Annotated in this window: 17 protein-coding genes; 6 read left to right on the forward strand and 11 right to left on the reverse strand. The window is 73.0% G+C overall.

The genetic code is table 11. The features are described from left to right. Positions 1–166: 166 nt before the first annotated feature. The 5 genes from BMX97_RS29335 to fliL form a co-directional block, all read right to left on the reverse strand. Positions 167–3,595: a tetratricopeptide repeat protein gene (locus BMX97_RS29335; RefSeq protein WP_091754688.1), complete on the reverse strand. Its 3,429-nt coding sequence runs from the start codon at positions 3,593–3,595 to the stop codon at positions 167–169. 91 nt (positions 3,596–3,686) lie between these two features. After that, positions 3,687–4,742 (reverse strand): MotE family protein, encoded by a 1,056-nt coding sequence (locus tag BMX97_RS29340; protein ID WP_348273142.1) that lies wholly within the window; start codon positions 4,740–4,742, stop codon positions 3,687–3,689. Further along, positions 4,739–5,329: a DUF6468 domain-containing protein gene (locus BMX97_RS29345; protein ID WP_091754689.1), complete on the reverse strand. Its 591-nt coding sequence runs from the start codon at positions 5,327–5,329 to the stop codon at positions 4,739–4,741. The genes BMX97_RS29340 and BMX97_RS29345 overlap by 4 nt, the downstream gene beginning before the upstream one ends. A gap of 62 nt (positions 5,330–5,391) precedes the next feature. Then, a complete protein-coding gene (gene fliM / locus BMX97_RS29350) occupies positions 5,392–6,606 on the reverse strand; it encodes a flagellar motor switch protein FliM (protein WP_091754690.1) in 1,215 nt (404 codons plus the stop codon). Positions 6,607–6,633: 27 nt separating this feature from the next. Then, complete coding sequence (fliL, locus tag BMX97_RS29355) at positions 6,634–7,149, reverse strand: flagellar basal body-associated protein FliL (protein WP_091754691.1); 516 nt, start codon at positions 7,147–7,149, stop codon at positions 6,634–6,636. A 281-nt stretch (positions 7,150–7,430) separates the two neighbouring features. On the opposite strand from fliL, the gene flgF reads away from it, so the two are divergent. Genes flgF through flgH form a run of 4 tightly spaced genes read left to right on the forward strand, consistent with a single transcriptional unit; the run spans position 7,431 to position 10,812 of the window. Continuing rightward, entirely contained in the window at positions 7,431–8,177 is a 747-nt protein-coding gene (flgF, locus tag BMX97_RS29360; protein ID WP_091754692.1) for a flagellar basal-body rod protein FlgF, read from the forward strand. Between the two features lie 15 nt (positions 8,178–8,192). Beyond that, positions 8,193–8,984 (forward strand): flagellar basal-body rod protein FlgG, encoded by a 792-nt coding sequence (gene flgG / locus BMX97_RS29365; protein WP_048431285.1) that lies wholly within the window; start codon positions 8,193–8,195, stop codon positions 8,982–8,984. A gap of 8 nt (positions 8,985–8,992) precedes the next feature. Beyond that, positions 8,993–10,054, forward strand: coding sequence for a flagellar basal body P-ring formation chaperone FlgA (gene flgA, locus BMX97_RS29370; protein WP_091754693.1), 1,062 nt, complete (start codon positions 8,993–8,995; stop codon positions 10,052–10,054). 11 nt (positions 10,055–10,065) lie between these two features. After that, the gene (gene flgH / locus BMX97_RS29375) at positions 10,066–10,812 is read left to right on the forward strand and encodes a flagellar basal body L-ring protein FlgH (protein WP_091754694.1); all 747 of its coding nucleotides are present in this window, start codon (positions 10,066–10,068) and stop codon (positions 10,810–10,812) included. Positions 10,813–11,187: 375 nt separating this feature from the next. On the opposite strand, the gene uvrB is transcribed toward flgH, so the two are convergent. From uvrB to BMX97_RS29390, 3 genes are read right to left on the reverse strand one after another with little or no spacing between them, the layout of a single operon-like run. Then, entirely contained in the window at positions 11,188–13,986 is a 2,799-nt protein-coding gene (gene uvrB / locus BMX97_RS29380) for an excinuclease ABC subunit UvrB (RefSeq protein WP_091754695.1), read from the reverse strand. Between the two features lie 44 nt (positions 13,987–14,030). Next, positions 14,031–15,092, reverse strand: a complete 1,062-nt coding sequence (locus tag BMX97_RS29385) for a PAS domain-containing protein (RefSeq protein WP_091754696.1) — start codon at positions 15,090–15,092, stop codon at positions 14,031–14,033. Beyond that, positions 15,089–16,114, reverse strand: coding sequence for a LysR family transcriptional regulator (locus tag BMX97_RS29390; RefSeq protein ID WP_091754697.1), 1,026 nt, complete (start codon positions 16,112–16,114; stop codon positions 15,089–15,091). Before BMX97_RS29390 ends, BMX97_RS29385 begins: the two co-directional genes overlap by 4 nt. A gap of 128 nt (positions 16,115–16,242) precedes the next feature. Between BMX97_RS29390 and BMX97_RS29395 the strand changes: the two genes are divergently transcribed. After that, positions 16,243–16,749, forward strand: coding sequence for a VOC family protein (locus tag BMX97_RS29395; RefSeq protein WP_091754716.1), 507 nt, complete (start codon positions 16,243–16,245; stop codon positions 16,747–16,749). On the opposite strand, the gene BMX97_RS29400 is transcribed toward BMX97_RS29395, so the two are convergent. Next, positions 16,736–16,993 carry a DUF3297 family protein gene (locus tag BMX97_RS29400; protein ID WP_060849118.1) on the reverse strand — a complete coding sequence of 86 codons (258 nt, stop codon included), beginning with the start codon at positions 16,991–16,993 and terminating at the stop codon, positions 16,736–16,738. The genes BMX97_RS29395 and BMX97_RS29400 overlap by 14 nt on opposite strands. Positions 16,994–17,344: 351 nt before the next feature. Here BMX97_RS29400 and BMX97_RS29405 point away from each other — a divergent pair, with 351 nt between their 5' ends. Further along, positions 17,345–17,671: a hypothetical protein gene (locus tag BMX97_RS29405; protein ID WP_091754698.1), complete on the forward strand. Its 327-nt coding sequence runs from the start codon at positions 17,345–17,347 to the stop codon at positions 17,669–17,671. Between the two features lie 97 nt (positions 17,672–17,768). Here BMX97_RS29405 and BMX97_RS29410 read toward each other — a convergent pair whose 3' ends face one another. Both BMX97_RS29410 and BMX97_RS29415 read right to left on the reverse strand, forming a co-directional pair. Beyond that, positions 17,769–18,539, reverse strand: coding sequence for a hypothetical protein (locus BMX97_RS29410; RefSeq protein ID WP_091754699.1), 771 nt, complete (start codon positions 18,537–18,539; stop codon positions 17,769–17,771). A 4-nt stretch (positions 18,540–18,543) separates the two neighbouring features. Next, complete coding sequence (locus BMX97_RS29415; protein ID WP_177202396.1) at positions 18,544–20,049, reverse strand: D-alanyl-D-alanine carboxypeptidase family protein; 1,506 nt, start codon at positions 20,047–20,049, stop codon at positions 18,544–18,546. Between the last annotated feature and the right edge of the window lie 258 nt (positions 20,050–20,307).

Raw genomic sequence — 20,307 nt, forward strand, 5'->3', positions numbered from 1 at the left:
CTTCGATCGACTAACACCTCAGGATGAGGTTGCGAGCGGCAGAGACAATCATCGCGGGTTCACGTCACTGTCGTGTACCGTGGCGCTGCAATCGTGAAGCTTTCCAGGTTTTTGATTTTGCCGCATTTTCTTCGACGAACCGGCATCCACTTCGTCGGAAAATGCTCTAGCCCGGCGCCGGACCGCCGGCGCCGCGCGCCTCCGGGCCGGTGCCCTGGGTGCCGTCGGGGCCGGGCCTCGGGCGCTCGGGCGCGGCGCTCTCGGGGTAGCGGGCACGGTAGGCGCGCAGGAACTCGGTCAGGGTCTCGGCGCTCGTCGCCTGGCGCACCAGGTTGCGGAAGGCCGCGGTGGCGGCGGCGTTGGGGGCCGCGACGAGGCCGAAGGTGCGCGCGTCCGGGCTGTCCGCCATCTTCGGGGTGTACTTCGTGCGCAGGCGGTCGAGGCTCAGGGTGTCCTCGGCCAGCGCGTAGCTGATCGCCGCCCGCATCACGTCGTTGCGCTCCGCGTCGGACAGCGGCCCGGGATCGCGCCAGCGGGTGCCGAGCAGCGTCTCGTGCGCCTCCCCGGCCTCGCGCCAGCGTCGCGCGCCCCACAGGATGTCGCCGCGCAGGTGCGCCGCCTCGGCGCTCGCATTGCCGTCGAGGAGTTCGAGGGCGAGGTCGGTGCGCGACAGGTCGGACAGCGCCCGGGCCTCGAGGAGCAGGCGCGCGTCGCGGATCGGCGCCGGCAGCTCCGGCAGGCGGGTGTTCTGGATCACCTTCAGGGCCTTGAGCGGCTCGCCCTCCATCAGCCGCACCGTCGCCAGCCTGGCCGCGACGCTCGCCCGCGCCGCGCCGGTGAGGCGGTTGTCGACCTGGTGCTGCAGCAGGTCGCCGGCGGCGTCGAGGAGGTCGAGGGCGACCAGCCGGTCGGCCAGGCGCCGCACGATCTCGTCGCCCTGGCGGCCGACCGGCGTGAACTCCTTGAAGTCGTAGAACAGGGCCAGGGCCTCGATCCGCCCGAGGCTGGCGCCCTTGTCCGACAGGAACAGGGCGGAGAACAGCGCCACCGTGTCGTCGTGCAGGCCGCGGGTCGCCGGATGGTCGGGATAGAGGCGGTTGGCCTTGCGGGCGGTCGCGAAGGCGTCGCGCCAGCGGCCGGCGCCGGCATAGAGCCGGCCGAGGCGCGCGAGGGCCTCGGCCTCGGTGTCGCCGTGCCAGGTCAGGGTCAGGCGCTCGAGCCGGTCGATCGCCGCCTCCGGCGTCATCGTGCCGGCGGCGCGCCCGGCATCGACGAGCCGCAGGGTCGCCTCGGCGGCGACCGGCGGCACGCCGGTCTCGGAGATCTGCTGGTAGGCGCGGCGCGCCTCGGCTTCCTGGCCGATCGCCTCGGCGAAGCGGGCCTTGAGGAAGGCCAGCCGGTCGCGGGGGAACGGCGCCTCGGCCAGCGGCGTCGCCGCGGTGAGCGCCCGCTGGGCGAAGGCCGGGTCCTTGACCTCGAGCGCGGCCTCCGCCCCCGCGAGGTAGAGCGGCAGCTGCAGGTCGTCCGGATAGGCCTCGAGCACCGGCAGCGCGGCCTTGAAGGCGGCGAGGGCCTGGCCGCTGCGCCGGCCGCGGGCATCGAGATAGCCGCGCCACAGCCGCATCTCGGGGTCGAGCGCCTGCTTGCCGTCGGGGGTGAGGAAGCCCGCCGCCCGGGCGTCCTGGCCCATGCGCAGCGCGGCGATCGCCGAGAACAGCCGCACCGGCGCCTGGGAGGCCAGGGCCGGGTCCTCGCGGGTCGCGTAGTTCAGCACGCCGGCGGCCTCGGCCGAGAAGCCGTTGGCGAGGAGCACGCGGACGAGGTCGATCCGGGCGGCCGAGCGGGCCGGCCGCTCCGCCGCGGCCGCGGCGGCCTCGGCGGCACGGATCCGGGCCCGCACGTCGCCGCGCTGGTCCTCGGCCCAGCGCTCGGGCTGCACCATCAGGGTGGAGGCGGCCTTCGGGCCGGACTCCGGCGCCTCGACCACCGTCGGGGAGACCGACAGGCCGCCGGGCCGGGTGATCGTCACCTCGGCGAGGCCGGGCCGCACCGTGAGGTCGTCGGCGGCGGCCAGCACGGCGACGCCCTGGCGGCTCGGCAGCACCTCGAACTCGACGAAGCGGCCGCGCTTGGGCACCCCGGCGATCCGGGCCCCTCGGGCGGTCACCACGGCGATGCGCTCGCCGTCGCGATCGAGCCAGAGAGCGCCGCCGGGCCGGGCGAGCGGCACCGAGACCGCGGGCTTGCCCGACGGGTCGGCGCTGCGCTGGGGCGCGAGCAGGTCGCCGCTCGGCGCGCTGCCGTCGCCGAGCACCAGGTCCCAGCCCTGCCCCTCGCCCATCACGAGCTGGGCGAGCGTGCCGGATTCGAGGCGCAGCCGCATCACCGTGAAGGCGCCGTCGGCCTGCGGCGCGTCGACGACGCTCGCCGGCGCCCCCGCCGCCAGGGCGGGCAGGGTGACGGGTGCGGTGGATTCGAACACCAGGGTGGCGATCCCGGCGCGCTCGAACAGAGCCGCCGGCGGCCGGGAGGCGAACGGGAAGGCGATGCGCAGGCCGGGCCAGGCGCGCACGATCCGGGCCTGGACCGGGCCGGACGACGCGGCCGGATCCGCCGGTGCCGCGACGTCGGACCCGGCCTCGGCCCGCGCGGCGGGCGGCGGGACGGCGGGCACCTCGCCGGTTGCCGTCCGGGCGTCCGCGGCGCGGGGCTCCGGCGGCTTGGCATCCGAGGGCCTGGCATCCGAGGGCTTGGTATCGGAAGTCTTGGCTTCGACGATCTTGCCATCCTGAGCCGAGGCCTTGCCGCCCGGCTTGATCAGGTCGAGGACGTAGGAATCCTCCTCGCGGTAGCCCTCGGCGGTGTAGCCCTCGGCGAGCTTCACGGTGACCCCGGCGGCCTCCGCGCTCGCCTCGGTGGCCAGGGCGGTCACGGCCGGCCGGGCGCCGGAGCGGGCCTCGGACGCGTCGATCGTGTAGGCGCCCGGGACGCGCAGGCGGACGTCGCCGCCGGCCCGGGTCAGGGCGGCCTGGGCCTCCCTGGGCAGGCGCAGGGTGAGCCGGGTGAGCGTCGGCAGGTGGGCGACCTCGAGGCGCAGCGGCACCGGGCGCGGCGCGCGGGCGGCGGCCTCGCGGCGCAGGCGGGCGCTCAGCTCCTCGGCCCGGCGGGTGAGGTCGGCCAGCACGTCGGGCGGCAGGCTCGGCGGCAGGCCGCTCCAGCCCTCGGGCAGCAGGTCGATGAAGACCCGCTCGCCGGCCTCCAGCACGTTGACCTTGTAGGGGGCCTGGAGCGCGACGCGCAGGCCGGAGCCGTCCGGGTCGCGGCGGACCTGGGCCACGTAGGCCGGCATCTCGCTCGCCAGGCGGTCGCGCTGGCCCGTGACGGGCTCGCGGAAGCCCACCACCAGGACGCCGCCGACGACCTTGGCGGTCACCTTCACGCCCTGGTCGAAGGTGAGCGCGATGCGCCCGAAATTCTTCTGCTCGCTGCCCTGGATCGCCGTGAGCTGCGCCGCGGCGGCCGCGCTCGCTCCGGCGGTCCATCCCGCCAGCGCGATCAGCGCCGCAGCATAGCGGCTCCTGCCCGTCGAACCCATCGCGATCCGCCCGTAAACCCCAAGCCGGCACCATGACGGCACACGGCTAACGCGGGCTTAATTCGCCGTCCGCGCGTCTCCGGACGGGAGGTCAGCGCACCCCGTCGATCGCCGGCAGCTCGCCCGGGGGCAGGCCCGGGGCGACGGCGGCGGATTTCGGGCCGCCCGCCCCGCGGGCGCGCTGGGCGAGCGCCACGGTCAGCCGCTCGGCCGCCTCGGGCTGCATCACCGCCAGCACCTCGGCCATCTTGCGCGGGTTCATGGCGACCACCACCGGCACCAGCACGTCGAGCTTCAGCCGGTCGAAGACCCGGGCGGCCTCCTTGGGCTTCATCGTCTCGTACATCGTCACCAGGGACTTGAGCCCGGCCGCCTCGGCCTCGGCGCGCTTGGTCGCGGCGTCGTCGCCCTTCTGCTCCAGGGTCTTGAGGTCGTTGATGCGGCTCTCGAGCTTGCGCTCGGCGTTCTCGATCAGCTGCTCGCGGGTCTCGAGGTCGCGCGAGCGCTGCTGGAGCGCGTCGCGCCGGGCGCCGAGCTTCTCCAGGATCGCCCGCTCGGAGGAGGAGACCGGCTCGCCGGCCGGCCGCGGCGGCTCCGCGGGCGGGGCCGAGGTCGTGGGGGCGGGCGCCGTCTCCTTGGGCGAGACCGAGCCGGTCACCGTCGGGTCGGCGGGCTCCCAGCCCGAGCGGGCATGGGCCAGCACCTCGGCGAAGCGGCTGCCGGTGGAGGGCGCGGCGTCGAGGAAGGCCAGGACCTTGAGGAAGAGGAGTCCGCAGGCCGCCACCGCCACCGCATCGACGAGGCGCAGCCGGATCATCGGCCCGCGCCAGGTCGGCGTCGCGGTCAGGCGCCGCAACAGCGCCGACAGAGTGACGGGCGCCTGCGGCCGCTTCGCCGGAAGCCCCGCGGCCGCCGCGGGCTTGCCGGTGCCGGCGAGACCCGAGGCGGCGAGACCTGCTGCGGCAAGACCTGCTGCGGCAAGACCTGCTGCGACAGGACCCGCCGCGGAACGACCCGCGACCGGCGCGGCGTCCGGCTTCGCGCCGGCGGAAGGGGACGCGGCCGCCGCGGCCTGGGGCGGAGCCCCGGCGGCGACCGGGGCGTCCGGCAACCCGGCGAAGCGGCGCAGGAGCAGCGTCAGGGTCATGCGGCCTGGGCCTGGAGACGGCTCAGGGCACGCTCGCTGAGGGCGCGGGCGGCGGCGGCGGCGGCGCCGAGGCGCTCGCCGGTGGAGACCGGCCGGGGCTCGGCGGCGGACGCCGGCGCGGCCTCGGGCGGCACGGCGCGCGGCGGCACCTGGACGGCGGCGGGCGCCGCGGTGGGGCCCGGCGCCGGCGCGAAGGCGGCCTGCACCATGGCGGCCTGGGCGGCCGGCGTCATGCCGGCGGCCTCGCCCGGCACCGAGGCGCGGGCCTGGGCCAGGATGCCGCCGATGCGCGAGAGCACCTCGTCGCCGGCCCGCAGCTGGGTGGCGAGGTCGGCGTTGGTGCGCTCGGCGATGCGCAGGCGCTCGGCCAGGGTGCGGTCGCACTCGGCGAGGGTGCTGCGCAGGCCCGAGATCGCCCGCTCGGCGGATTCGGTCGCCACCATCAGGTCGCCGATGGTCTGGCGCATCGCCGCCTCGTCGCCCTTGAGGCGGGTGATGCGGCGGCCGAGGCCGACCGACGTACTGATGCAGGCGACGAGGAGGACCGCGACCAGGAGGTCGGCCAGGATGCTGACGATCAGGCTCACGACGCGGCCTCGCTCCGGTTTGTCGGCGACGGGATGGACGGGGATGCGGGGACGGGCATCGGCTAGCCGTCCTTGCGGTTCTGCATCGAGGCCTCGAAGGCCGCGAAGGTGGTGCGCGCGCGGCGCAGGGGCCGCGTCACCTGCACGGCGATCGAATCGTCGAGCCGGCCGATCCGCCCCTGCGTCGTCGCCCAGTCGCCGCAGCGCAGGGTGATGAGGTCGGCGGGCTTGGCGTCGAACATGATGGTGTCGCCGACCTCCAGCGACAGGACCCGGCGCAGCGGCAGCGACATCTCGTGCAGCACCGCCTCGACCGCGACGTCGGCCTGGAAGATCTCGGTGGCGAGGTGGCCTTCCCAGATGTGGTCGCGGCCGAGCTTCTCGCCCATGAAGCTCTGCAGCAGCAGGTCGCGGATCGGCTCGATCGTGGCGTAGGGAAACAGGATCTGCAGGAGGCCGCCGCGGCCTTCCATGTCGAGCTTGAGGTCGATCAGGATCGCGGCGTTGGCCGGCCGGGTGATGGTGGCGAAGCGCGGGTTGGTCTCGATCCGGTCGATGAGGAAGCGCACCGGCGAGAGCGGCTGGAACGACGCCTCGAGGTCGCCCAGGATGATCTCGACCATCCGGCGCACGAGCTGCATCTCGATCGGCGTGAACGGCCGCCCGTCGAGGCGGATGCTCGTACCGCCGCGCTTGCCGCCGAGCAGGAGGTCGAGGGTCGAGTAGGCGAGGTTCGACTCGACCGTGACGAGGCCCGAATTCTCCCAGGCGTCGGCCCGGAACACGCCGAGCAGGGTCGGCAGCGGGATCGCGTTCAGGTAGTCGCCGAAGCGCACCGAGGTGATGTTGTCGAGTGTGACCTCGACGTTGTCCTGGAAGAAGTTGCGCAAGGACGTCGACAGCAACCGGATCATCCGGTCGAAGACGATCTCGAGCATCGGCAGGCGTTCGTACGAGACGACGCCCGAATCGACGATGGCCCGGATGCCGCCCGCGCCCGAGGCCGAGAGCTCGCGCAGCGAGAACCCGAGGACCTGGTCGATCTCCTCCTGGTTCAGGATGCGGTCGTTGCCGGCGAGCTCGGGGAGGTTCTCGGTCTCCCCCTCGTCGATCATGTTGGCCCATTCGGCCGCCATGTCGCTCGCCTGGGTGGCGGTGCCCTGCTCAGCGAGCGCCGCACCCCACTCGTCGGCGAGCGAGGCATCGCCGCCGCCGCCCTGCTCGATCAGGGCGGAGGCCCAGTCGTCTTCGTCGATGGTGTCGTCGGGTCCGGCCACGGAAGCACCAAATCCTGCGAGAGAGGCCTATTGGATGATGAAGTCCTTGAAGAGGACCGCGTCGACCTTGGCGGGGTAGACCGCCACGTTGACCCGCCGCAGCAGCTCCTCGCGCAGGCGATAGGTGCCGCCGGCGGCCTCGAAGTCGCCGACGCGCAACTCGCGCACGAAGACCTGGAACGTGTCCTCGACCCGCGGCATCAGCGGCTGGATCTCGGCCGCCACCTTGGAGTCCCGCACCTCGAGGGCGACCTTCAGGCGCACGAAGCGCGGCTGGGTCTGCCCGGGTTCGGGCATCAGGTTCATGCTCATCTCGCGCACGTCCATGAAGGCGACCGGCAGCTTCTGCTCGGCGGCCGGCTTCTCGGCATGCGCGGCGCGGCTGCGCATCACCATGAAGCCGCCGCCGCCGGCGCCCGCGAGCAGCAGCACCGCCGCGCCGATCACGATCAGCTTCTTCTTGGAGCCGCCGGCGGGGGCGGCGCCGTCCTGGCCCTCCGCCTCGCCCTCGCCGGCCGGCGCATTCTTCGGCTTCCTGGCCATCGCCCGCCGTCCAAATCCTTCGGAATGACCCGTTGCCGGGACAGGGCCGCAGAATGCGAGAAGACGGTTAACGCGCCGTTAAGGCGGCAATTTCTGCCTGGTCGAAACTGCCGGGTCGGCACGAAACGACCCGTCCGGGCCGACGCTCTGATTAACCAAGCATTTGCCTTAACTGAAGAAATCCCGGTGCCCCGGCCTGGCACGGCGCCTGCGATCACCATCCCGGGTCCGCCGCTGGGGAGCGGGGTGGCCCGCCACCACGCATCGTCGGGGAGTAGCCGGTGCAGAATGCTCAGTTGATCGGGCTCTCGTCCCAGATGGCCCTCGGGCGCGAGCTCGAGGTCATCGCCAACAACATGGCCAACGTCACCACGACGGGCTTCAAGGCGCGCGCGACGCGCTTCCAGGAATACCTGATGCCGAAGGCGAGCGCGGAGACCTTCCAGCGTCCCGACCGGCGTCTGTCCTACGTCATCGATTCGGGCACGCCGCTCGACCTGTCGCAGGGGCCGGTCGAGGCGACCGGCAACCCGCTCAACGCGGCGATCCGCGGCGAGGCGTTCTTCGCGGTGCAGACGCCGCAGGGCGAGCGCTACACCCGCAACGGCGCCTTCGAGCTGAACGCGCAGGGGCAGATCGTGACGAGCGACGGCTACCCCGTCCTCGGCGAGGGCGGGCCGATCCAGATCGGCCAGCAGGAGACCGGCCTCGGGCTGGGGCCCGACGGCACCGTGTCGACCAACCAGGGCACCCGCGGCAAGTTGCGCCTCGTCACCTTCGCCAACCCGCAGGGTCTGACGAATGCCGGGTCGAACCTCTACTCCTCGAACACCCCGGCCCAGCCCGCCGGCCCGCAGGGGCGGATCGAGCCCGGCGCGCTCGAGCGCTCGAACGTCCGCCCGGTGGTGGCGATGAGCCGGATGCTGGAGGTGAACCGCACCTACCAGCTCGTCTCCGACACGGTGTCGCGGCTCGATTCCCTGCGCGGCCAGGCGATCCAGCGCCTCGCCGACGTCGGCAACGCGTAAAGGGGAGCCTGAACGATGCGCGCGCTCTACGCCGCCGCCACCGGCATGGCGGCCCAGGAACTCAACGTCCAGGTCATCTCGAACAACATCGCGAACCTGCGCACCACCGGCTACAAGCGCCAGCAGGCGCATTTCCAGGATCTGCTCTACCAGAACCTGCGTCGGGCCGGCACCGCGACCTCGGACCAGAACAACCAGCTGCCGGCGGGCCTCGCCATCGGCTCGGGCGTGAAGACCACCTCGACCGCCCGGGTGATGTCGCAGGGCACCCTGACCTCGACCGAGAAGACCTACGACATCGCCGTGCGCGGCGAGGGCTTCTTCCAGGTCACGATGCCGGACGGGCGCACCTCCTACACCCGCGACGGGTCGTTCGACCTCGATGCGCAGGGGCAGATCGTGACCCGCGAGGGCTACCTGATGAACCCGAACATCACGGTGCCGAACAACGCCACCGCGGTCACCATCAGCGCCTCGGGCATCGTGCAGGCGCAGATCCCGGGCCAGACCGCGCCGCAGAACCTCGGCCAGATCCAGATGGCGCGGTTCGTCAACAAGGTCGGCCTCGAATCGATCGGCGACAACCTGTTCGTCGAGACCCTGGCCTCGGGCCCGGCGATCACCGGCAATCCCGGCACCGACGGGTTCGGCAACCTGCAGCAGAGCTACCTCGAGGAGGCCAACGTCAACGCGGTCTCGGAGATCTCGTCGCTGATCGCCGCGCAGCGCGCCTACGAGATGAACTCGAAGGTCGTGACCGCCGCCGACCAGATGCTCTCCACCACCTCGCAGATGTTCCGCGGATGAGCGCCCCGATGACCCACACGGCTCTTTCCGCCCCCACCCTGCGTTCGCCCGCAGCGCGCCGCGCGCTCCTCGGCGCCGGCATCCTGTCGCGCACCGCGCTGACGCTGGTGGCGCTCGGGTTCCTGACCCTGCCGGTCCTGGCCGTCGACGTCCCGCGCCTCGCCATCAAGGGCGACATCACCGCCGAGCGCGACGTGATCACCCTGGGCGACCTCGTCTCCGGCGCCCCCCCGGCCCTCGCCCAGAAGGCGCTGTTCCGGGCCCCGGCGCTCGGCACCTCCGGCACCATCCAGGTCCGGCGCATCGTCGAGGCCACCGCCGGCCTCGGGCTCGACGCGCCGGAGAGCGGCGGCCGGCTGCAGATCTCGGTCCAGCGCGCGGCCCGCCGCATCGGCGCCCCGGAGATCGAGGGCGCCGTGAAGGCGGTGCTCGCCAAGCAGCGCGGCTTCGACGTCGGCTTCGTCACCATCGCGTTCGACGGCGAGGCCCCGGTCCTGACCGTGCCGCCGGACCTCGTGAGCGCGGTGACCGCCCAGGAGGTCACCTACGATCCGCGCAGCCGCCGCGTCACCGCGCTGGTGGTGGTGGGCGAGCGCCAGTCCTCGCTGCGCGTCGCCGGCCAGGTGGTCGAGATGGCCGACGTCGCGGTGCTGACCCGCGCGATCGCCCGCGGCGAGACCCTGAACGCCGCCGACGTGGCGGTGGAGCGCCGGCCCCGGGACGGCCTGCCGGCCGACATCGCCGCCGACCCGGCCGCCTTCCTCGGCCAGGTCGCGCAGAAGCCCCTCGGCGCCGGCACGGCGTTGCGCGCGGCCGAGCTGACCCGGCCCGACCTCGTCGCCCGCGGCGAGGCGGTGACCATCGTGTACGAGACCCCCGGCGTCGCCCTGGCGCTGCGCGGCCAGGCCCGCGAGGGCGGGCCCCTCGGGGCGGTGATCGGGGTGGTCAACCCGGTCTCCAAGAAGGTGATCCAGGCCACCGTGATCGGCCCCGGCCGCGTCACCGTGGCGCCGATCGTGCCGGTGACGGCGGCGGCCCCGGCCGCCCGCCTCGCCGCGGCCCAGCCGTGAGGAAGCGCGCCGTGACCGTCTCCCGCCTCTCGCGCCTCGCCCTCCTGGGTCTCGCCGGCGCGCTGCTCGCCGGCTGCAACACCGTCGACCGCCTCCAGAACATCGGCGCGACGCCGACCCTCTCGGCGATTGACGACCCGACCGCCCAGCCCGGCTACCGCCCGGTGCGGCTGCCGATGCCGGACGTCCAGCCGGTCTCGTACGCGTCGAACTCGCTGTGGCGGACCGGCTCGCGCGCCTTCTTCAAGGACCAGCGCGCCGCCAAGGTCGGCGACCTCGTGACGGTGAAGATCAACGTCACCGACAAGGCCAACCTCAACAACGAGACCAAGCGCTCGCGCTCGAATAGCGAATCGTTCGGGATGCCCAACGCCTTCGGCCTCGAGACCAAGACCAAGCTCCTCGCCGGCATGGACCCGGCGAAGATGCTCGCCACCGACGCCACCACCACCAACGACGGCGCCGGCTCGGTCCAGCGGGCCGAGACCGTGACCACCAACGTGGCGGCGATCGTCACGCAGGTCCTGCCGAACGGCAACCTGGTGCTGGAAGGCCGCCAGGAGATCCGCATCAACTTCGAGGTGCGCGAACTGATCGTCGGCGGCGTGGTGCGGCCCGAGGACATCGAGTCCGACAACACGATCGATTCGAGCAAGATCGCCCAGGCCCGCATCGCCTATGGCGGCCGCGGCCAGATCACCGACGTGCAGCAGCCGCGCTACGGCCAGCAGTTCCTCGACGTCGTGCTGCCGTTCTAGCGAACGGTTGCCGTTCTGATGAACGGTCGCCGTTCTAGCGAACGGTTGCCGTTCTGACGAACGGTCGCCGGTCCGGCGAAAGGTGACGTCCCACCCGGACGGTCCCTGAGAATCCCGCACCGGGGGGCACGCTCCCCCCTTGAGTCCCCCGGTCGCGGCGCGGCCCCGGCACTTCCCGCCGGGGCCGTTCTCGTTTCCAGGGCGGGTTTCCGCGTGGCCCGAACGCGAACGGCCGGGGCTCCGGCTTGCGCCGCCCCGGCCGTCGGATCGTCGTGCCCGATGGGCAAGAACGCGGGTCGACCGGACGACGAGGCGCGTCCCGCCTCGGGGTCCGGCCCGCGGGACTGTCCGCCGCGCCGGCCTTTCCGGCGAGCCTCAGCCCCGCCCCTTGCGGCCCTTGTACTTGGGCTTCTGGCCCGGGAACCCTTGCGTCGAGCGGCCGGTGGGGCGCTCGGCGTAGGAGAACGGCACCTCGCGGTCGGTGCCCGGGCCCATGTCGTCGAGGTCGGGCTCGCGGATGCGGGTGCCCTCGTCGGAGGTGCCCTTGCCGCCCGGGCCGTATCCCAGGGGCTCGGAGCCGCGCCGCTTGCGCTTGGCGCCGAAGCGGCCGGCGTCGCGCTCGACATTGGCCTGGGCCGCCATCGGGTCGTCGGCGATGGCGAGTTCGGTCGCCTGCAGGCGCTTGAGCTCGTCGCGCAGGCGCGCCGCCTCCTCGAAGTCGAGGTCGGCCGCCGCCGTCCGCATCCGCTTCTCGAGGTCGGCCATCACCGCCTTGAGGTTGTGGCCGACCGTGACGGCGGACTTGGCGAGCCCCGTATCGACCTGGACGTGGTCGCGCTCGTAGACGCTTTCCAGGATGTCCGAGATGTTGCGCTTCACGCTCTGGGGCGTGATGCCGTGCTCCTCGTTGTAGGCGAGCTGCTTCTTGCGCCGGCGTTCGGTCTCGGCCATCGCCCGCTCCATCGAGCCGGTGATGTGGTCGGCGTACAGGATGCAGCGGGCGTCGGCGTTGCGGGCGGCCCGGCCGATGGTCTGGATCAGCGAGGTCTCGGAGCGCAGAAACCCCTCCTTGTCGGCGTCGAGGATGCCGACGAGGGCGCATTCCGGGATGTCGAGGCCCTCGCGCAGCAGGTTGATGCCGATCAGGACGTCGAAGGCGCCCAGCCGCAGGTCGCGGATGATCTCAATGCGCTCCAGCGTGTCGATGTCCGAGTGCATGTAGCGTACCCGCACGCCGTTCTCGTGCAGGTACTCGGTCAGGTCCTCGGCCATGCGCTTGGTGAGCGTCGTCACCAGCGTGCGGTAGCCGGCGGCCGCCACCTCCTTCACTTCTCCCAGGAGGTCGTCGACCTGGGAGCGGGCCGGGCGCACCTCGATGACCGGATCGACGAGACCGGTCGGGCGGATGACCTGCTCGGCGAAGACGCCGCCGGTCTGCTCCAGCTCCCACTTCGCCGGCGTCGCCGAGACGTGGATCGATTGCGGGCGCATCGCGTCCCATTCCTCGAACCGCAAGGGTCGGTTGTCGAGGCAGGAGGGCAGCCGGAAGCCGTATTCGGCGAGCGTCGCCTTGCGGCGGAAGTCGCCCCGATACATGCCGCCGATCTGCGAGACCGTGACGTGGCTCTCGTCGGTGAAGACCAGGGCGTTGTCGGGCAGGTACTCGAACAGGGTCGGCGGCGGCTCGCCGGGCTTGCGGCCGGTGAGGTAGCGCGAATAATTCTCGATGCCGTTGCAGGCCCCCGTCGCCTCGATCATCTCGAGGTCGAAGGTGCAGCGCTGTTCCAGACGCTGGGCCTCGATCAGCCGGCCCATCCGGGTCAGCTCCTCGACCCGCCACTTCAGCTCGTCCTTGATGCCCTTGACCGCCTGCTGGAGGGTCGGGCGCGGCGTGACGTAGTGGCTGTTGGCGTAGACCTTGACGAACTTGAGCGTGTTGAGGGTCTTGCCGGTGAGCGGATCGAACTCCGAGATCGCCTCGATCTCGTCGCCGAACAGGCCGATGCGCCAGCCGCGATCCTCCAAGTGGGCCGGCCACAACTCGATCACGTCGCCGCGCACCCGGAAGGTGCCGCGGGCGAAATCGGACTGGATGCGCTTGTATTGCAGCGCCACCAGGTCGGCGACGAGCTGGCGCTGCTCGATCTTCTCGCCGAGGCTGACGGTGAACGACATCGCCGTATAGGTCTCGACCGAGCCGATACCGTAGATGCACGACACCGAGGCGACGATGATGACGTCGTCGCGCTCCAGGAGCGCCCGGGTGGCGGAGTGGCGCATCCGGTCGATCTGCTCGTTGATCGACGATTCCTTCTCGATGAAGGTGTCGGAGCGTGCGACGTAGGCCTCGGGCTGGTAATAGTCGTAGTAGGAGACGAAGTACTCGACAGCGTTGTCGGGGAAGAAGCTCTTGAACTCGCCGTAGAGCTGCGCCGCCAGGGTCTTGTTCGGAGCCAGGATCAGGGCCGGGCGCTGGGTCTCCTCGATGACCTTGGCCATCGTGAAGGTCTTGCCCGAGCCCGTGACCCCGAGCAGGACCTGGTCGCGCTCCTGGCCCTGGATGCCGGCCACCAGTTCGGCGATGGCGCGGGGCTGGTCGCCGGCCGGGGTGAACTCGGAATTCAGCCGGAACGGGACGCCGCCCTCGGATTTCTGCGGCCGCTCGGGCCGGTGCGGGCGCCACAGCTCGCCGTTCTTGAACAGAGGGTTGCCCTCGGTGAGGAGCTTGGTCAGCGCGTCGACCGTCGCCGAGACGCCCTCGGCCGCGAGCGAGCCGCGTTCCTCCACCGCCTCGGACGGATCGAGGCCGCCGGCGGCCGCCGGCTCGCGCAGGCCGAGCGCCTGGGCGAGCGCCGGCTCGACATCGGCCGCGGTGCCGTGCGCGAAGGCGGCCTGCGGCGCCTCGCCGAAACCGTCAGGTCCTGCAGCCTCCGGGCGCCGGGCGCGGCGGGCGGGCTTGTCGGCGGCCTTCGCCTCCACGGGCTTGGCCTGCACCACGTCCCTGCGCGGCCGGCCCCGCTTCGGCGGCTCGGGCGGCGGCGGCGGCGCGGCGGTGGGCAGGCGGTCGCGGTTCAGCGCTGGGTTCAGCAGCTCGGCGAGGAAGGGATCGAGCGGCTTCAGCTCGGGCTTCGAGGCCTTGCCGGTCGATGGGCGGGGCTTCTTCGGGGCGGGCATACGTCAGATATGGCAAGCCGTACCGGGCCCGGAAAGAGCTCTCGTCACCGCACCTTGGCGACCGCCAGCGTATTGCCCTCGACCAGCAGGAAGCCGATGCCGGCCCGACGCAGGGCGGCGACCGCGGCGTGGCGGCTTCGCGCCGCCGGCCCTTCGCCGTCTTCCTCCAGGCGTCGGACGGTCGAGAGCGACAGGCCGCTCGCCCCGGCGAGGTCGCCCATCGACCAGCCGAGCAGGCCTCGGGCGGCGCGCAGGTGCGAGGCCTGCACCGCCTGCTCCAGTCCCTGCCGCACCGCTCCGGACGCCGCCGGCCGGAATCCGCCGACCCGGCAATTCAGGCTGGCCCAGGACTCGATCCGGCCATCGTCGCCGCGCACCGGCACGAACACGCTGCGGATCCTGGCCGATCCGCCTCCCGCGAGCGCGAGGGCGTACTCGGCCGAGAAGGGCCGGCCGGTCGGAATCACCGCCTCCATCGTGGCGAGGGCCCGAGCGCGATCCTCGGGAACGAAGATCCGGGTCCAGTTCTCGTGGAAGTCCTGCTGCGACAGGCCGGTGAGGCTCAGGACCTCCCGCGACGCGAGGCGGAACGACCTCGTGTAGGGCGAGGCGTGCTGCCAGGTCTGCGCCTGCTCGAACAGGATCCGCCGGCGCCGCTGCTCCTCGCGATGCAGGGCCGCCATGTGCTCGGGATCGGTCACGTCCATCAGCACGCCGGCCGCCGTACGCGGTCGGCCGTCGAGGGTGAAGTAGACCGTGCCGTGGCTGGACAGGACGCGAACCGACCCGTCCGACCGGATTATCCGGAAGAGGTAGTTGGTGACGATGCCATCCCGCATCGCCTGCGCCCCGCCTTCGATGAGAGCACGATCGTCCGGATGGACGAGGTTGAAGAACAGGTCGCCGCCCGGCCTCGCCGCGCCCGGCTCGAGGCCGAGCAGGCGGAAGAGCCCGGGGGACCAGGTCTGCTCGTCGGTGGCGAAGGTCCAGGTCCAGGTGCCGGTCAGGCCATGGGCCTCGAGCAGCCGGAGCCAATCGCGATCCGCGAAGGCCAGGGTCCGCTGCGGGCCGCCCGGGATGCCGCCTTCCCGTTCGAGCTCGCTCACGCGTCGACCTCCGCGGGCCGATACGGCCCGTCGATCGGCGCCGGGGCCTCGCCGGGCAGCGGCGCCAGGGCCTCGCCGGGCAGCGGCGCCAGGGTCTCGCCGGGCAGCGGCGCATCGACCCCGAGCGGGGCGGGCAGGTCCCGGTCCCAGGGCGGATCGGCGAAGCGGGCCGCCACGAACGCGACCAGGGCCCGGACCTTGGCGGGCGGATTGCGGCGCGAGGGCATGACCGCGTGCAGCGGCAGCGACGGGATCGGCCCGAGATCGAGCGCCATCAGGCTGCCGCGGCGCAGGGCGTCGGCGACCAGGAAGGTCGGCTGGTAGATCAGCCCGAGCCCGGCGGCGGCGGCCGCCACCAGCGCGTCGCCGTTCGAGGCGCGCAGCGAGCCCTCGACCGCCACGGTACCGCCCTCGAAGCGCCAGCCGTCGCTGCTGGCGAGGGTGTAGCCGAGGCAGTTATGGCCGCTCAGCTCCGCCGGGCGGCGGGGCCGGCCCCGCGCCGCGAGATAGGATGGCGCCGCGCAGACGCGCATCCGGCACGGGGCGAGCGCCCGGGCGACGAGGCGCGAATCGCGCAGGTGGCCGATCCGGAGCGCCAGGTCCCAACCCTCCTCGATCAGGTCGACCGGCCGGTCGTTGAGGCCGAGCTCGACGGCGAGGCCGGGATGGGCGCGGGCGAACTCGGCCAGTGCCGGGGCGACCTGCAGCACGCCGAACGAGACCGGCACGTTGAGCCGCAGGGTGCCGCGGGGCTCCGCCGCCTCGGCGCCGGCCTCCGCCTCGGCCTCGTCGATCTCCGCGAGGATGCGCTCGCACGCCTCGAGGTAGCGCCGGCCGGCCTCGGTCAGGGTCAGGCGGCGGGTCGAGCGGTGCAGCAGCCGGGCGCCGAGGCGCTCCTCCAGGGTGGCGACGTGCTTGGTGACGCCGCTCTGCGACAGGCCGAGCGCCCGGGCGGCGGCCGAGAAGCTGCCGGTCGCGGCGACGCGCACGAAGGTCTGCATGGCGGTCAGCCGGTCGAGCACGGGGGCGATCTCACTCCGGGAGCGTGAAGTGAACCGACGAAATGCAGCATTCCACCTGGTTTGCAACCGAGGCAGTCTACGCGGGCCGCGGGGGCGATCCCACCGGCCCGGACGCCGAGGAGAGCCCGATGACGACGCCGATCGACCCGCAGGCCCGCATCGGGCACGTCCACCTGCGGGTGGCCGACCTCGACCGGGCGCTCGGCTTCTATTGCGGGGTGCTCGGTTTCACGCTGATGCAGCGCTACGGCCGGGAGGCCGCCTTCGTGTCGGCCGGCGGCTACCACCACCATATCGGGCTCAACACCTGGGACAGCGCCGGCGGGTCGCCGCCGCCGCCCGGGAGCACCGGGCTCTACCACGTCGCGATCCTCTACCCGACGCGGGCGGCGCTCGCCGACGCGCTGGCCCGCCTCGACGCCGCCGGGATCCCGCTGACCGGGGCCAGCGACCACGGCGTGAGCGAGGCGCTCTACCTCGACGACCCGGACCGCAACGGGGTGGAGCTGTACCGCGACCGCCCCGAGGCGGAATGGCCGCGGGACGAGGCGGGCGCCCTGCGGATGGTGACCCGCCGCCTCGACCTCGCGTCCCTGCGGGCGGAGCTTACTCGGGCGCAGATCACTCGGCCGTAGGAGCCTCGGGCGCGCGGAAATAGGGCTCGACCGGGCCCTTCAGCTTCACGGTCATCGCGTTGCCGAAGCGGTCCTTGGCGTTGCCGGCGGCGAGCCGCACCCAGCCCTCGCTCACGCAATATTCCTCGACGTTGGTCTTCTCGACGCCCTTGAAGCGCACGCCGACGCCGCGCTCGAGCAGGGCGGCGTCGTGGAACGGGCTGCGCGGGTCGGTGCTCAGGCGGTCGGGCGGGGTGTCGGACATCGGGCCGGTCTCCGGGATTCAATCGGCGCCCCAGGTAGCCGCTCCCGGCGCCGCTGCCAATCCGCCCCGGGGCGCCTTCCCGCCGTTTGGAATTTTCATAATTCGGATCAGAGTATAGTTTTTCGCCGCAATGTAGAAAACCTCCAATATTTCACGATGATCTTGCCGCCGCGAATGTCTTGCTGCATGGAGGGCGTGCCGATCCCCGGCACGACCCGAGATGGAGGCCGCGATGGCGCGAGCGCTGATCCTGATTCACGGCTGTGCCGGCCTGTTCCGCGAGGGATGGCCCCCGGTCGGGCTGCCGTGGGAGCGGCTCGTCGTCCTGCTGAGCGGGGCGGAGCGCGCACGATGACCTTCCACCAGCACGAGCGCTCGCGGGCCGAGGCCGAGATGCGGGCGCAATCGGCCCTGGAGCGGGCCCTGACCCTGGCCTTCTGGGACGCCCTCGAGCGGGGGCCGCTGCCGCCGATGGCCGCGCTCGAGGCCGCGGCCCGCACCGTCGGCGCGCTCTATCGCCAGATCGCCTCCCTGCACGGCCCGGCGCCGCGCTGCGGCTGCGGCTGGCAACCCGAGCCGGACGAGGACCTGATCCGGCTCGAGGCGATGCTGGCGGCGGCCCTCGTCGAGCGGACCCGGCCGGCACTCGCCGACCTGCCGGTGCAGGGGCGGGCCTGAGGGCGGATCGTCCGCGCCCCTCCGTCCCGACCCGTCCGCCGAGGCCCGGTCCAGCCCCGGTCTTGCCGCGGGATGGGAGCGGAGCGCCGGCAGTCGCTCAGGCCGCGCCACCGGCGAGCGGCACGGTCGCCAGCACGCCGCCGTCGAGCACCTGGTCGTCGGTGGCCCAGAGCAGCCACAGGGCCCCGACCGTGAGGCGCAGGATCGGCCGGTCCCACCAGCGGTCGATCAACCGGCTGAGGCACGCGGCCTCGGCCGGGTCGAGGTCGTCGGTCAGGGCATGCAGGCCGACGACGTAGAGGCCGCTCGGGGGCCGGCCCATGATCCGCTGGATCTCGGCCAGCATGTCGGTGCCGCCGCGGCGCTCCGGGTAGACCCGGAGATAGAGGCGGCCGAGATTGACATTGCCCGAGAAGAGGCCCCGCAGCTCCACCGCGACCGGGCCGAGCGCCGCCAGGGCCGCCCGCTGCCCGTCGGTGAGCGACGGCTCGGCGTCGGGCCCGACCGCCAGGGAGCCGCACAGGGTAGCGTGCAGGCGATCCGCGCGGCGCGCGGCGACGTCCCAGGCGATCTTTCCGGCAAGGGGAGAGGCGCGCAGCTCCCGTTCCAGCGCGGCGAAGGCCGGCGCGGCGGAAAGCGACGCCTGCGGCACCGGCAGCACCAGCGAGACGACCCGGGGATGGCGCCCGTGATCGTAGTGACGGCCTTCCCGCGACGGAATCACGCCCGGGTGGCCGGGCGCCACCAGGGGCAGGTGCGCCAGGCGGTAGGATTCGTCGAGGACGAGCCCGTCGCCCGGCGCGAAGACGGTGCGGCTGCGGCGATAGGCAAGGGCCACGTCCGGGCAGAAGACCGGCCCGGACGCCACCGGATCAGTCGTCCTTCTTGCGGGCGGACTTCACGGTGGGCTTGGCCGCCGGCTTGGTCTCGGCCTTCGGGGCGGGCTTGGCCGCCGGCTTCGAATCCTGCTTGGCGTCCTGCTTGGCGGCGGGCTTCGCCGCGGCCTTGTGGCTCTTCGGCTCGGCGATCACCGCGGTGGACGGACCGGTGGAGGCGAAGGCCGAGGCCGCGGCCGGCGCCGCGCCCTTGTGGCGGGCGAGAAGCTTCGGCTGCGGCACGGTGGCGCCGGTCGCCGCGATGCTGCGGCTCGGCGCGGGCCGTTGCGGCACGGGCTTGGCCACCTTCACCCGCGCCGCCGGCCTGGCGGCGACGGGCTTCGCCGGCGCCGCCTCGTCGGTCGCCGCGATGGCGCTCTCGGCCGGGTCGCGGCCGGTCCAGACCAGCACCGGCTGCAGCGGCGCCCGCGGCGGCAGGGCGCGGTTGCGCAGGGCCGCGCTGTTCATGGTGGCGAAGGCCAGGGCCGAGGAGGGCGGCGCCCCGGCGGCCATCAGCTGGGCGTTGGCGTTGTCGGCATTGCCCCCGGCCGCCGCGGCGCTCGCGGTGAGGGCCGCGGAATCCGCGTCCGTCGGCATCGGCCGGCGCTTGTCGCAGATGTAGGGCCGCATGTCGGGCGGGGTGGCGATCGGCGAGGTCGGCAGCTCGGCGAGGGTCTGGCCGCCGAAGCTGAAGCTCGACTGGCCGAAGCCGTAATCGAACAGGTCGGCGGCCTTCAGGTCGCGCTCGCGGGCGCTCGCCTGGCCCATCACCACCGTGAGGATGCGCCGGCCGTTGCGGTTGGCGCTCGCCACCACGTTGAAGCCGCCCGAGCAGATGAAGCCGGTCTTCATCCCGTCGACGCCGGCATAGCGGCCGAGCAGGCCGTTGTGGTTCGGCATCACGGCGCGGCCGAACTGGATCGCCGAGATCGAGAACAGGTCGCGGTTCTCGGGAAAGTCGCGCAGCAGCGCCCGGCCGAGCACCGCCATGTCGCGGGCCGAGGTCCATTGCCGCGGGTCGGGGAGGCCGTTGGGGTTGGTCCAGCGGCTGTCGCGCATGCCGAGGCGCTGCGCGGTCTCGTTCATCTGCGCGGCGAAGCCGTCGATCGAGCCGCCGAGATTCTCGCCGATCGCCCAGGCGACGTCGTTGGCCGACTTCACCATGATGATCTTGAGCGCGTTGTCGAGGGTGAGCTGCGTGCCGGGCTTGAAGCCCATCTTGGAGGGCGGCTCGGCCGCGGCGGCCTCCGAGATGGTGAGCAGCTGGTCCATCGAGGCGCGGCCCTGGCGCACCATGTCGAGGGCGACGTAGGTCGTCATCAGCTTGGTGATCGAGGCCGGGAACCACGGATCGGTGGCGCCCTGGCTGTAGATCACCTTGCCGGAATCGACGTCGACGACCAGCATCGGCGCGGTGACCGCCCCCGCCGTCCCGGCAGCCAGAAGAGCACCGAGGCCGAGGAGGCGTCCGGCGAGGCGCGGCAGCAGCGCAGCGTTGAACATTCCGATGGATTCCCGTCGTACCGGTGCCGTCCCGCGGCGCGCCCCGCGACCGTCCGGCCCCTTGCTCCGGGCCGTCCGATCGCGCCGCCCCGGGCACCGCACGGCGGACCGGTCGTGATTGTAGGGCAGCGGCGAAGCTTTTGACAGCGCCGCGCGATGCGCCCATGAACCCGACATCCATGGCGGGAGGATGGCGGCCCACCCCTCCCCCGGCCGCCCACAGGCCCGTCCACAGGCGGGGGACGCGCGCACCGGCCC

The organism is Methylobacterium sp. ap11 (assembly GCF_900110515.1).
Lineage (GTDB): Bacteria > Pseudomonadota > Alphaproteobacteria > Rhizobiales > Beijerinckiaceae > Methylobacterium > Methylobacterium ajmalii.

Excerpts from the sequence above, each read along its gene's own strand:
- uvrB (WP_091754695.1), bottom strand. The coding sequence starts at position 13,986 with ATGCCCGCCCCGAAGAAGCCCCGCCCATCGACCGGCAAGGCCTCGAAG.
- flgG (WP_048431285.1), top strand. The coding sequence starts at position 8,193 with ATGCGCGCGCTCTACGCCGCCGCCACCGGCATGGCGGCCCAGGAACTC.
- BMX97_RS29395 (WP_091754716.1), top strand. The coding sequence starts at position 16,243 with ATGACGACGCCGATCGACCCGCAGGCCCGCATCGGGCACGTCCACCTG.
- BMX97_RS29335 (WP_091754688.1), bottom strand. The coding sequence starts at position 3,595 with ATGGGTTCGACGGGCAGGAGCCGCTATGCTGCGGCGCTGATCGCGCTG.
- BMX97_RS29400 (WP_060849118.1), bottom strand. The coding sequence starts at position 16,993 with ATGTCCGACACCCCGCCCGACCGCCTGAGCACCGACCCGCGCAGCCCG.
- BMX97_RS29405 (WP_091754698.1), top strand. The coding sequence starts at position 17,345 with ATGACCTTCCACCAGCACGAGCGCTCGCGGGCCGAGGCCGAGATGCGG.
- flgA (WP_091754693.1), top strand. The coding sequence starts at position 8,993 with ATGACCCACACGGCTCTTTCCGCCCCCACCCTGCGTTCGCCCGCAGCG.
- fliL (WP_091754691.1), bottom strand. The coding sequence starts at position 7,149 with ATGGCCAGGAAGCCGAAGAATGCGCCGGCCGGCGAGGGCGAGGCGGAG.
- BMX97_RS29415 (WP_177202396.1), bottom strand. The coding sequence starts at position 20,049 with ATGTTCAACGCTGCGCTGCTGCCGCGCCTCGCCGGACGCCTCCTCGGC.
- BMX97_RS29340 (WP_348273142.1), bottom strand. The coding sequence starts at position 4,742 with ATGACCCTGACGCTGCTCCTGCGCCGCTTCGCCGGGTTGCCGGACGCC.